Genomic DNA, 12,367 nt, shown 5'->3' on the forward strand with positions numbered 1-12,367 from the left:
TAGGATGGGCTCGGTGCCCTCATTTCCGCCGATGCCGTCGTTCCACGGGCCGAATCGCGCGACGAAGACGCCGCGACCCCAGGTCCCCGTCCCGACGGCGCGAGCGATCGTCGACTGCGGGGTCTACGTCGACGGCGAGCGGCAGCCGGGGCATTTCACCCCACAGCAGGCACTGACGGCGGCGGAGAAGACCGAATCGGGCTTCGTCTGGATCGGCCTGCACGACCCGGACGAGCGGCAGATGAACGACATCGCCTCGATCTTCGACCTGCATCCGCTGGCGGTGGAAGACGCGGTGCAGGGCCGTCAACGCCCCAAGCTCGAGCGCTACGCCGACACGCTGTTCCTGGTGATGAGCACGGTCAGCTATGTCGACCACGAGATCGACTCGACCAGCGAGATCGTGGAGACCGGCGACATCATGGTCTTCACCGGGCCACGCTTCGCCGTTACGGTGCGCCACGGTGAACACACCCACCTGTCCAATGTGCGCCACGAGCTGGAAGAGCAGCACGAACAGCTGAAATACGGACCGACCGCGGTGCTGCACGCCGTCGCCGACCACATTGTGGACACCTACGTCGACGTCACCGAATCCGTCGGGATCGATATCGACGAGATGGAAGAGGCGGTCTTCACGCCCGCCTCGAAGATCGGAATCGGGTCGATCTACCAGCTCAAACGCGAAGTGGTGGAATTGCGGAGGGCGGTGGCGCCGCTGGCGGTTCCGCTGGAGCGGCTGGTGAACAACACCGAACTACCGGTGCCCACGGAGATCCGCCGCTATCTGCGTGACGTCGCCGACCACCAGGTCACCGTCTCCGATCACATCAGCTATTTCGACGAAGCGCTCAGCGGCTTGGTCAATGCCGCGCTGGCCAAGATCAGCGTTCAGCAGAACACCGACATGCGCAAGATCTCGGCCTATGCCGCGATGGCGGCCGTGCCGACGCTGATCGCGGGCGTGTACGGCATGAACTTCGACCACATGTGGCTCCTGCATCAATGGTGGGGGTATCCCTCGACCCTGGTGCTCATGGTCGTGATCTGCGCGTGGTTGTTCCGCAGCTTCCGCCGAAACGGGTGGCTCTAGAGGTTCACCGCGCCGCGTTCGGGATCACGCACGTCGATGCCCGCCTCGGCCCAGGCCTCACGCAGTGCCTGGGCGCCGCGCACCCGCACCCAGGCGGCCTCGGTCGCGGTCACCGGGGTGACGCTGAGGTAGCGCACCGGGTCGGCGGGATCGGGCAGCCCGACCGCGGGGATGTCGCTCTCGCCGAGCACGACCGCGGTGAACTTCGCGTTGCGCCACAGCGGTTCTCCGAGATCGAGGAGCGCGTCCGCTTGCAGCACCACGCCTTCCACCGACGGCGAGGCGACCAGCACACCGAGGGATTTGGCCACCCCGACCTGCGACTCCGCGCTCATCAACAGGGTCAGGACCAGTTCGGCGCGCGGGCCGCGCACCGGGTCGGCCAGCAGATCGGTCGGATCACCCATCGGATGACGCGAACCGCCCACTGTCGCGTAGTGGACGGCGCCGTCGCCCGGGATACGCAGGATCTCCACGGGTTCGAGCCCGAGGAAGGTGACCGACGCCGAATCGACCTGCGCGCGTTCGACATCGAAGTGGTCCAGCACCGCGGCGCGGACCGTGTTCTCCACATCCATTGCGCTACAGGGCCAATCGGGCCAGCATGTCGCGGGCTTGTTCGGCGGACTTCGGATCACATAGCACGTCGTAACGCCCCGCGACCAACTGCATGGTCGAGGCGAAATCGCGCTGACCCTTGGTGGCCGCGTACGGGATCGAGGTGGTGATGACGCCGAAGACGATGCCGCCGAGCAGACCGACCACGAGCGGTCCGAGCGCGCCGCCGGTGGTGGTGAACAGGCTCAGCAGCAGACCGAGGAACAGGCCGAGCCATGCGCCCGACACCACGCCGCCGCCGATGACCTTGCCCCATGTGAGCCGGTAGAGCACCCGCTCCACCTGCATCAGATCGACACCGACGATGGTCACGTCCTGCACCGGGAACTGCCCGTCGGCCAGGTAGTCGACCGCACGCTGCGCCTCGGCGTAGGTGGGATAGGAGCCGACCGGCCAGCCCGACGGCGGCGTCGGCAACGCCTGCCGCCCGCGATTCGAGTTGCCCAAGGGATTCGTCATAGTCCTATTCTGCTATTCCTGGACCGGCTGTGCCGCAGTGAAACGCGACATTCCCGCAGCCCGGCCCTTGTCGGCGATGACCTGAGCCATTTTGGCGCTGGCCTCGTCGATCATCTCATCTCCCAACATGACAGCGCCACGCGCGCCGCCCGCCTCGGAGGTGTGGAAGGCGTAGGTCTCCAAGATCAACTCGGCGCGGTCGTAGTCGGCCTGACGTGGGCTGAAGATCTCGTTGGCCGCGTCCACCTGGCCGGGGTGCAGCACCCACTTGCCGTCGAAACCCAGTGCGGCCGTGCGGCCCGCGGCTCGACGGAACCCCTCGACATCGCGAACCTGCAGGTAGGGGCCGTCGATCGCCTGTAGGCCGTGGGCTCGGGCGGCAAGCAGGATCGTCATCAGGATGTGGTGATAGGCGTCGCCGACGTCGTAGCCCTCCGGCTGCTCGCCGACCACCAGCGTGCGCATATTGATGCTGGCCATGAAATCGGCGGGCCCGAACACCAGTGTCTGCACGCGCGGGCTCGCGGTGGCGATCGCATCGATATTGCGCAGGCCGAGCGCGTTCTCGATCTGCGGTTCGATGCCGATCCGCCCGACCTCGAGGCCGCTGGCCTTCTCCACCTGGGTCAGCAGCAGATCGAGTGCCTGCACCTGACCCGCGTCGGTGACCTTGGGCAGCAGGATCGCGTCGATCCAACTGCCCGCGCCCTCGACCACGCTGATCACATCGGTGAAGGTCCATTCGGTCGACCAGTCGTTGACCCGCACCACGCGCAACTGCGAACCCCAGCCGGGTTCGTTCAGCGCGGCGACGATGTTGGCCCGTGCGGCGGCCTTGGCGCCGGGGGCGACCGCGTCCTCCAGATCGAGGAACACCTCGTCCACCGGCAGCGTCTTCGCCTTGGCGATCATCTTCTGGTTGCTTCCCGGCACAGCGAGTACCGACCGACGTGGCTTCATGAGGAGCGCCTCCTGGTTCGAGCGGCCGTACCCGACCGATAGCCTGATGGTCATGGCAACCACCAGGGTGTACGTCGCCCGGCTCGCCGGCCTGACGGTGCTGGGTCCGGACGGGGAGTCTATCGGCAGGGTCCGTGATGTGGTCGTCGCCGTCCGCCACGGGCGCCAGCCGCCGCGTGTGCACGGGCTCGTCGTCGAATTGCTCACCCGTCGACGAATTTTCGTGCCGATGCTGCGGGTCACCGCGGTCGAGCCGGGCATGGTCACGCTCAATACCGGGACCGTGAGCCTGCGCCGGTTCGCCCAGCGCGCGGGCGAACTGCTCGCCATGGCCCAGATCGTGGATTCGCGGGTACGCGTGCACGACCCGGATCTGCCGGACCTGGCCGACGTCGACGTGCTCGTCGCCGATCTGGGCATGGAGCAGACCAGGACCAGGGATTGGATCGTGAGCCGGGTCGCGGTGCGCGGGCATCGGCGGATCGGGCGAAGGCGCTCGGTGCATGTTGTCGAGTGGTCGCAGGTCGACGGACTCACCCCGGCCGAAGTGGACCGGCCAGGCCAGGACGTGACGACCCTGCTCACCCAGTTCGAGGGGCTGCGCGCGGCCGATGTCGCGCACCGGTTGCGTGAACTGCCCGAGAAACGTCGCCTCGAGGTGGCGTTCGCCCTCGACGACGAACGCCTCGCCGACGTGGTCCAGGAACTGCCCGACGACGACCAGGTGGACCTGCTCGGCCACCTCGAGGTGCGCCGCGCCGCCGACGTACTGGAGGCGATGGACCCCGACGATGCCGCCGACCTGCTCGGCGAGCTGCCCGAGAGCGAAGCCGAATCGCTGCTGGCCCTGATGGACCCCGAGGAATCCGAGCCGGTGCGCCGACTGCTCGCGCACTCCCCCGACACCGCGGGCGGTCTGATGACGCCCAAGCCGATCGTGCTCGGTCCCGCGACGACCGTCGCCGAAGCGCTGGCCCGGGTCCGCGACCCCGACCTCACCCCGGCGCTGGCCTCGATGGCCTTCGTCGTGCGACCGCCGACGGCTACGCCCACCGGTCGCTACCTGGGCTGCGTGCACATCCAGCGGTTGCTGCGGGAACCGCCCGCGCACCTGGTGGGCGGCATCCTCGACAGTGATCTGGCGCCGCTGTCGCCCGATCTGCCGCTCTCGGCGGTGACCCGCTATTTCGCCACCTACAACCTGGTGTGCGGGCCCGTGGTCGACGCGGAGAACCATCTACTCGGCGCGGTGACGGTCGACGATGTTCTCGATCATCTGCTGCCAGAGGATTGGCGGGAAGAGGAACCACCGGTGCTCGGCCAGGTCGAGACGAGTCCGGCGAACAGGAGCACGGCGTGAGTGAGAAGAATCCGGCCAGGCAACGACTGGAGACCCCGGTCGGGTCGCGGTTCAGTTTCGACTGGGACTCCGACGCGTTCGCCCGCTCCAGCGAGCGGGTGGCGCGGTTCCTCGGCACCGGGCGCTATCTGGCGATCCAGACGGTGATCGTCATCGTGTGGATCCTGCTCAATGTGTTCGCGGTGGCGCTGCGCTGGGATCCGTACCCGTTCATCCTGCTCAATCTGGCCTTCTCCACCCAGGCCGCCTATGCGGCGCCGCTGATCCTGCTGGCGCAGAACCGCCAGGACAACAGGGACAAGGTCTCCCTCGACGAGGACCGGACCAGGGCCGCGCAGACCAAGGCCGATACCGAGTTCCTCGCCCGTGAGCTCGCCTCCCTGCGCCTCGCGGTCGGCGAGGTCGCCACCCGCGACTACCTGCGTCGCGAACTCGAGGAGATCAAAGACATCCTCGACCGCATCGATGCGGTCACCACGCCCGACGGCGCGCCGAAGACGGACAAAAAGCGGAAAGCGGTCCGCAAGAAAACCTCCGGTCAAACGCCCTCTTCCGCCCCGATTTCGCCAGGCGCTCCAGACGTATGACCGGAAATGCTCAACAACTTCCTGACTGGTAGGTAACCTGGATCACGTTGTTCCGGGCGGGCCGGAGGGGGACTCTGCGGCGCCGCTGCTTTTCGACGAAAAGGGTGTGGCCGTGCGAATCTCTGCTCCGATAACGATGTCGGCCCTTGTAGTCGCAGGTCTCGTCGCCTCTGGATCGGGCGTGCACACCAGCGACCCGAGTACCGCGCCTACCGCGCCGGAGGCCCTGTTGGCCGCCAGCGCGAGCACCGCCGAGGACACGCCCGAAACCGATCCGTCCGAAATCGTCGGTCTCTTGCCGATCGCGCAGGAGGCGCCGCGCAGGCTGCGCGCCCTCTCGCCGAGCGCCAACAGCGCCGCACCCTTCGCGGGAACCGTCCCGCTGCAAAGCATCTCGCTACCCATCGGCAGCGGCGCGCTCGGCATCCCGGAGATCGTGCTCGCCGCCTACCGCAATGCCGAGTTGGCCATGGAAACCGCGCAGCCGGGGTGCGGGCTCACCTGGAACCTGCTCGCCGGCATCGGCCGGATCGAATCCGGGCACGCCAGCAGCGGCCGCACCGACCCCGCCGGTACGACGACGACGCCGATCTTCGGGCCCGCGCTCGACGGCACGCTGCCGGGCAACGAGATCATCAAGGAAGCCGACGGCGGTTTCGTGCGCGCCCTCGGGCCCATGCAGTTCCTGCCGAGCACCTGGGTGCACTACGCCGCCGACGGCAACGGCGACGGTGCCGCGGACCCGCACAATGTCTTCGACGCCGCGCTGGCCGCGGGCAAATACCTCTGCTCGGGTGGCATGAATCTGCGCGAGGCCGCCCAGGAACTGCGAGCGGTACTGCGCTACAACAACTCCATGTCCTACGCGGCCAACGTGCTGAGCTGGTCGGCGGCGTATCGGACGGGCGGCGCGCCGAGCCAGGTGGCCATCTCGCCGGAGATCATCCCGCCGGGCAGTGCCCCGCTGGTGGCCCCCAATGTGCTGGCCGCGACGACCAACACACCCACCCCCACGACCACGCCGCAGCCGACCACGCCGAAGGTCACCACACCGACCCAGGTGATGATCACACTGCCCGGCCTGCCGCCGATCCCGTGTGGCATCTTCTGCCCGGTGCCGGTCGCGCCGCCCGAAACCTGTGTGAGCGAGCCGCTGCCCGCGCAGATGCCCAACCCGCTCGAACCCGAGCAGAAGCCCGCCGACAAGCCCGCCGAGCAGACCTACGGCGCCGCGGCGCCGAAGGACCCGGCCGCGCCGGAACAGCCGGTGGTCGAGCCCGCCGCGTGCAACCCGGCCGCCGAGCCCACCGAGAAGCCCGCCCCCGTCCCCGCCACGCCGGAGAAGACACCGGAACCAGGTGTCGCGCCCGCCGAGGAACCGGCACCCGCCGAGCCCGCGCCGGTGGCCCCGACCCAGCAACCAGGCATCACGCTGCCGTTCGGCATCGTCATCCCGCTGCCGCCCGCCCCTGCACCGGCCCCGTAGAAATCAAACCGAAACTCAGATCACAAGGGAGTAACAAAAAGGTCTCGGGTGCGGTAATCTCTTCTCATCCAACACGGTTGAGGAGGGCACCACACAGTGGGTCGTCATCGGAAACAGCCAGCTACGACAGTTCGGCGTAGCTCGCTCATCGCACTGACCGGATTGGTCCCCGCTGGACTGGTGGCCGTTACCGCGGCCGCCACCGAGGCGACCCCGGCAACCAACGCAGCTGTCGAGCACGACCTGCTTCCCGGCGCCGAGCCGGAGACGAGGGCCGATCTGGTCGCGTCGCCGCTGGCCGATGTCGCCGAGGTCACCCATGCGGAGGCTCGCCAGTCTGCCTCGGCCACGCCGGTCGTGAAAACCGTTGCGTTGTCGGGCGATCGCGTCTCCTCGGATATGCCCGCGGGTCCGCTCGGCATTCCCGGCATCGCCGTCGCCGCCTATCAGACCGCCGAACAGCAACTGGCCGTGGAGGATCCGCACTGCGGAATGTCCTGGTCGCTGCTGGCGGGCATCGGCCGCGTCGAGTCCACCCATGCCTACGGCAAGGCCGACGCACAGGGCAATCCGATCAAGGCGGTCTACGGACCGGTCCTGGACGGCAGCCTCTCCGGCAACAATGTCATCCACGACAGCGACGGCGGCGAGCTCGACGGCCTCGGCGGTTACGACCGCGCCATCGGCCCGATGCAGTTCCTGCCCGAAACCTGGCACCGCTACGCCGCCGACGGCAACGCCGACGGCATCGCCGACCCCCAGAACCTCTTCGACGCCGCCCTCACCGCGGGCCGCTATCTCTGCGACGGCGGCCTGAACATGCGCGACCTCTCCCAGCAGTCCAAGGCGATCCTGCGCTACAACAACTCGATGGCCTACGTCGCCAACGTGATGGCCTGGTCGGGTTCCTACTCCAGCGGCCTGGCCCCCAAGCCCCAGGACCTCCCCAGGATCCACTAGGAATCGTCACACCGAGGTCGGGGATGACCCGCCGGCGTGCTGCCGAGGCGTGCGTCAGGTTCCCGTGTCCGGCCTGCGAATACTGTCTGTCCGAGGTCCGGCGGTTCCGGTGGATCGCGTTGCTGGCGGCGGTGCCGGCTTGGAGCCGATCGGGGTACTTCGCGGATGTGTGGATGAACGCGACGGCCGACCGGTTGATCGTTTCCGCGCACCCGGATTTCGTGGCGGCGGTCGAGCGGAACCGGGCCGATACCCGCTGATGCCTCGGGACCGTCTGGGAATCCCCGGAAGGCGCGCTGACGCTGGGGGGATAACATCGGGCGTATGGCAGTGATTACGGAAGCGGATGTGCGGGCGGCGCTCGCGAAGGTCGACGATCCGGAGATCCGCAAACCGATCACCGAGTTGGGCATGGTCAAGTCCATCGCCATCGCCGACAGCGGCGATGTGCACATCGAGATCTATCTGACCACCTCCGGGTGCCCGTTGCGGACCGAGATCATTCAGCGGGTCACCAAGGCCGTCGCCGACGTCAACGGGGCAGGCGCGGTGACGGTCGACCTCGACGTGATGAGCGATGAGCAGCGCACCGAGCTGCGCAAGTCCCTGCGTGGCGATTCGGCCGAGCCGGTGATCCCGTTCGCCCAGCCCGGTTCCCTGACCCGGGTGTACGCGGTGGCCTCCGGCAAGGGTGGCGTCGGCAAGTCCAGCGTCACCGCCAACCTCGCCGTGGCGCTGGCGCAGCGTGGGCTGTCGGTCGGTGTGCTCGATGCCGATATCTACGGCCACTCCATCCCGCGCATGCTCGGCACCGACGCCCGCCCGACCCAGGTCGAGCGGATGATCATGCCGCCCGTCGCCCACGACGTGAAGATGATCTCGATCGCGCAGTTCACCCAGGGCAATACTCCCGTGGTGTGGCGCGGCCCGATGCTGCACCGCGCGCTGCAGCAGTTCCTCGCCGACGTGTTCTGGGGCGATCTGGACGTACTGCTGCTCGACCTGCCGCCCGGCACCGGCGACGTCGCGATCTCCCTCGCCCAGCTCATCCCGAGCGCCGAGATCCTGGTCGTCACCACCCCGCAGATCGCCGCCGCCGAGGTGGCCGAGCGTGCGGGTGCGATCGCCCTGCAGACCCGCCAGCGCATCGCCGGGGTCGTGGAGAACATGTCCTGGCTCGACCTGCCGGATGGTTCGCGCATGGAGCTCTACGGCTCCGGCGGCGGCCAGGTCGTAGCCGATCGCCTCACCCGCGCGGTCGGCTCGAATGTGCCGCTGCTCGGCCAGATCCCGATCGAGCAGGCCCTGCGCGAAGGCGGCGACGACGGCAACCCGATCGTGCTCTCCGACCCGGAGAACCCGGCCGCTGTCGCGCTGCTCGGCATCGCCGACAAACTCGCCGTGCGCAAGCGCGGATTGGCAGGCATGTCCCTCGGAATCGACACCACCCGTCATCTCTGATTCGGGACTTGTCAGTGGCGTTGCCTAGGCTGTTTCCATGCTGACGCTGCTTCTGTACGTGCTCATCGTCGGGTTGGTCGCGGCGATGTTGTTCCTCGTCGCCAGTGCGGTGTTCGGGCGGTCCGAGGAGCTCGGGCCGCTGCCCGAGGGGACCACGGCTACGGTGCTGCCCGCTGACGGGGTCACGGGGGCCGATGTGCGGGCGTTGCGGTTCCAGCAGGTGGTACGCGGGTACAAGGCCGGTGAGGTCGACTGGGCGCTGGGCAGGCTGGCCGACCGGATCGACGAACTCGAGCTCGAGTTGGCGCAGGCTCGGCAGTGGCAGGCGCAGGTGGCGGCGGGCCAGGATCGCACGTGAGCGAGCTCGCCGACGACGGCCTCGTTCGCTGCGACTGGTCGACCGGCTCGCAGCTGTACCGCGACTATCACGACACCGAGTGGGGTCAGCCCCTGCACGGCGACGACGCGATGTTCGAACGACTCTGCCTCGAGGCCTTCCAGTCGGGGCTGGCATGGATCACCGTCCTGCGAAAGCGTCCCGCGTTCCGCACCGCGTTCGCCGGTTTCGAGATCGCGAAGGTCGCCGAATTCGATGATCACGACCGCGCGCGGCTGCTCGCCGACGCCGGCATCGTGCGCAACCGCGCCAAGATCGACGCGGTGATCAACAACGCCCGGGTTGCTCGCGACCTGCCGATGAGTCTCGACGAGCTGGTGTGGTCGTTCGCACCCGCGCCACGCCCACGGCCGACCTCGATCGCGAATGTGCCCGCGACCACATCTGAATCCATTGCTCTGGCAAAGGAATTGAAGCGTCGCGGGTTCGCTTTCGTCGGCCCTACGACGGCGTATGCCCTCATGCAGGCAACCGGCATGGTGGACGATCACCTGGACGTTTGCTGGGTGGGCGCGGTACCGAACGGAACCGACTCAGCAGTCACATTTCGTACTCAGGTGTCCGCCCGCGACGGCAATAGGGAAGAATAGGACCGGTGTGGCCCGCCGAACACCCGGCGAGCCCGCTGGTTGGCGACAACCGGCAGACGAGAAAACAGTGCGCAGAACCACCGCGCAGATCTGGAGGGAGCAGAGGATGGCGGCCATGAAGCCCCGTACCGGGGACGGTCCCCTCGAAGCAACCAAGGAAGGTCGTGGAATCGTCATGCGGGTTCCACTCGAGGGTGGCGGGCGTCTGGTCGTCGAACTCACACCGGACGAGGCTGCGGCGCTCGGTGACGAATTGAAGAGCGTCACCAGCTGAATGCGCTGACCGAGGTCGCCGCACTTCTGGCCTGTCCGGAGTGCGGCGATGCACTGCAACCGCACGATCGTGCGCTGCGATGCGGTACCGGCCACAGCTTCGACATCGCCCGTCAGGGCTATGTCGGGCTGTTGACCGGCGCATCGACGAAGATGACCGGCGATACCGCCGACATGCTCGACGCCCGCGCCGCCTTTCAAGGTGCGGGCCATTTCGCCCCGATCGCCGCGGCGATCGCTCACGCCGTAGACACCGCCGACACGGTGCTCGAGATCGGCGCGGGTACCGGCTACTACCTCGCCGAGGTGCTCGACGCGCACCGAGGCGGCCTGGGCATCGCCTTGGACGTGGCCAAGCCCGCCGCCCGCCGAGCCGCCCGCGCGCACCCCCACATGGGCTCCGTGCTGGCTGACGCCTGGCGCGGCCTGCCGGTGCGCGACGACGCCGTCTCCGGCGTGCTCTCGGTGTTCGCCCCGCGCAACCCCGCCGAAGTCGCTCGCGTGCTCACCCCGGGCGGACGCTTCGTCGTCGTCACGCCCACGGCTCGTCATCTGGGCGAGCTGATCGGCCCCCTCGGCATGGTCGGTGTCGACCCCGACAAGGACCGCCGCCTGGCCGACTCCCTGTCCGGCGCCTTCACCCGCGCCGAACACACCCTCGTCGAGTTCCCGATGAAGCTGTCGCGCCCCGACGTCACCAACGTCGTCGCGATGGGCCCGTCGGCCTTCCACGGCACCCCCGCCGACGATCCCCACATCGCCGCCCTACCCGACATCACCGAGGTGACGGCCTCGGTAACCGTGTCGACCTACCTACCTCGCAGCTGACCGCACTCGTCACGCTGAGGCCGCGCGCCCCCACCGAGCGCTCTGCGGCCCAACCGGGCCCTAGCGCAGCACGCTCCGGTACACCTCGAGCGTGCGCTCAGCGATCCGCGCCCAGTCGAACTCCGCGATCGCCCGCGCCCGCCCGGCCTCGCCGTAGCGCACAGCGAGCGCCCGATCCCCCGCGACGTCGTTCACGGCGGCCGCGAGCCCCTGCTCGTACTCCTCCGTCGCCTCCGGGTCGTAGTGCACCAAGCGGCCGGTGCCCCCGTCGACGACCACCTCCGGAATCCCACCCACATCGGAGGCCACGACGGCGGTCGCGCACGCCATCGCCTCCAGGTTCACGATGCCGAGCGGTTCGTAGACCGACGGGCACACGAATACCGAGGAGGCGGACAGGATCTGGCGGACCTGCTCGGCGGGGAGCATCTCCTTCACCCAGAAGACGTTGCCGCGCCGCCGCTGCAATCCGTCGACCGCGGCGGCGACCTCTACCTCGAGCTCCTTGGTATCGGCCGCGCCCGCGCACAGCACCAACTGGATATCGGGGTCGAACGAGGCGGCCGCGGCGAGCAGATGCCCGACACCCTTCTGTCGGGTGATCCGTCCGACGAACGACACGATCGGCAGGTCGGCACGCACCCCGAGCCGCTCCAGCACCGGCTTCTCGGCACCGGCGGGCGGGCCGGGATGCCACACACTCGCGTCGATGCCGTTGTGCACCACGTGAACTCGATCGGGATCGATCGCGGGGTAGGCGTCGAGCACGTCGTGGCGCATGCCTTCGCTCACCGCGATCACCGCGTCGGCGTGCTCCATCGCATTGCGTTCCGACCACGACGAGAGGCGGTATCCCCCGCCGAGCTGTTCGGCCTTCCACGGCCTGCGCGGTTCCAGCGAATGCGCCGTGAGCACGTGCGGAATCCCGTGCAGCATGGCGGCGAGGTGACCGGCCAACCCCGCGTACCAGGTGTGCGAATGCACCACGTCCACCCCGCCCGCCGCGTCGGCCATGCGCAACTGCGCCGACATCATCTGCAACGCGGCATTGGCGGCGTACAGCTCGGGATCGGGACGGTGCACCACGGCACCGGCGCGCGGCGCGCCCATGCAGTGCACGGCGACATCACAGAGATCCCGCAATCGGACTGTGAGTTCGGTGACATGAACGCCCGCACCGCCATACACCTCGGGGGGATACTCCCGGGTCAGCATGGCGACTCGCAGCGGTTGCGCTGGAATCTGCTCGCTGTCGGTGCCGTCACTCACTGGGTCCAAATTAGACCCTCGGGTCG

General features: G+C 68.4%; 14 protein-coding genes. 10 read left to right on the forward strand and 4 right to left on the reverse strand.

What is annotated here, in order from left to right; translation table 11 throughout:
- Window positions 1-4: 4 nt before the first annotated feature.
- On the forward strand, window positions 5-1,093 hold the full coding sequence (locus QX204_RS26180) for a magnesium and cobalt transport protein CorA (protein WP_301903069.1): 1,089 nt from the start codon (window positions 5-7) through the stop codon (window positions 1,091-1,093).
- Here QX204_RS26180 and QX204_RS26185 read toward each other — a convergent pair.
- Genes QX204_RS26185 through QX204_RS26195 form a run of 3 tightly spaced genes read right to left on the reverse strand, consistent with a single transcriptional unit; the run spans window position 1,090 to window position 3,130 of the window.
- Entirely contained in the window at window positions 1,090-1,671 is a 582-nt protein-coding gene (locus tag QX204_RS26185) for a suppressor of fused domain protein (protein WP_301903071.1), read from the reverse strand. The two genes, QX204_RS26180 and QX204_RS26185, sit on opposite strands and share 4 nt — an antisense overlap.
- 4 nt (window positions 1,672-1,675) lie before the next feature.
- The gene (locus QX204_RS26190; protein ID WP_056813349.1) at window positions 1,676-2,170 is read right to left on the reverse strand and encodes a YflT domain-containing protein; all 495 of its coding nucleotides are present in this window, start codon (window positions 2,168-2,170) and stop codon (window positions 1,676-1,678) included.
- A gap of 12 nt (window positions 2,171-2,182) precedes the next feature.
- A complete protein-coding gene (locus tag QX204_RS26195) occupies window positions 2,183-3,130 on the reverse strand; it encodes an HpcH/HpaI aldolase/citrate lyase family protein (protein WP_301903074.1) in 948 nt (315 codons plus the stop codon).
- Between the two features lie 52 nt (window positions 3,131-3,182).
- On the opposite strand from QX204_RS26195, the gene QX204_RS26200 reads away from it, so the two are divergent.
- From QX204_RS26200 to QX204_RS26240, 9 genes are all read left to right on the forward strand, one after another.
- A complete protein-coding gene (locus QX204_RS26200) occupies window positions 3,183-4,490 on the forward strand; it encodes a magnesium transporter MgtE N-terminal domain-containing protein (protein WP_301903076.1) in 1,308 nt (435 codons plus the stop codon).
- On the forward strand, window positions 4,487-5,077 hold the full coding sequence (locus QX204_RS26205) for a DUF1003 domain-containing protein (RefSeq protein ID WP_301903078.1): 591 nt from the start codon (window positions 4,487-4,489) through the stop codon (window positions 5,075-5,077). The genes QX204_RS26200 and QX204_RS26205 overlap by 4 nt, the downstream gene beginning before the upstream one ends.
- Before the next feature lie 181 nt (window positions 5,078-5,258).
- Window positions 5,259-6,563, forward strand: coding sequence for a lytic murein transglycosylase (locus QX204_RS26210; protein ID WP_301903080.1), 1,305 nt, complete (start codon window positions 5,259-5,261; stop codon window positions 6,561-6,563).
- Between the two features lie 96 nt (window positions 6,564-6,659).
- On the forward strand, window positions 6,660-7,523 hold the full coding sequence (locus tag QX204_RS26215; protein WP_301903082.1) for a lytic transglycosylase domain-containing protein: 864 nt from the start codon (window positions 6,660-6,662) through the stop codon (window positions 7,521-7,523).
- Between the two features lie 324 nt (window positions 7,524-7,847).
- Entirely contained in the window at window positions 7,848-8,984 is a 1,137-nt protein-coding gene (locus QX204_RS26220) for an Mrp/NBP35 family ATP-binding protein (RefSeq protein ID WP_301903083.1), read from the forward strand.
- A 37-nt stretch (window positions 8,985-9,021) separates the two neighbouring features.
- Complete coding sequence (locus QX204_RS26225; RefSeq protein WP_301903084.1) at window positions 9,022-9,342, forward strand: DivIVA domain-containing protein; 321 nt, start codon at window positions 9,022-9,024, stop codon at window positions 9,340-9,342.
- A complete protein-coding gene (locus tag QX204_RS26230) occupies window positions 9,339-9,971 on the forward strand; it encodes a DNA-3-methyladenine glycosylase I (RefSeq protein WP_301903086.1) in 633 nt (210 codons plus the stop codon). The genes QX204_RS26225 and QX204_RS26230 overlap by 4 nt, the downstream gene beginning before the upstream one ends.
- Window positions 9,972-10,077: 106 nt before the next feature.
- A complete protein-coding gene (locus QX204_RS26235) occupies window positions 10,078-10,245 on the forward strand; it encodes a DUF3117 domain-containing protein (protein WP_011211259.1) in 168 nt (55 codons plus the stop codon).
- Between the two features lie 5 nt (window positions 10,246-10,250).
- Window positions 10,251-11,072: a putative RNA methyltransferase gene (locus QX204_RS26240; protein WP_367620206.1), complete on the forward strand. Its 822-nt coding sequence runs from the start codon at window positions 10,251-10,253 to the stop codon at window positions 11,070-11,072.
- A 60-nt stretch (window positions 11,073-11,132) separates the two neighbouring features.
- On the opposite strand, the gene glgA is transcribed toward QX204_RS26240, so the two are convergent.
- Window positions 11,133-12,299: a glycogen synthase gene (gene glgA, locus QX204_RS26245; protein ID WP_301908122.1), complete on the reverse strand. Its 1,167-nt coding sequence runs from the start codon at window positions 12,297-12,299 to the stop codon at window positions 11,133-11,135.
- Between the last annotated feature and the right edge of the window lie 68 nt (window positions 12,300-12,367).

It is taken from the genome of Nocardia sp. PE-7, from assembly GCF_030486425.1.
GTDB classification, from domain to species: domain Bacteria; phylum Actinomycetota; class Actinomycetes; order Mycobacteriales; family Mycobacteriaceae; genus Nocardia; species Nocardia salmonicida_A.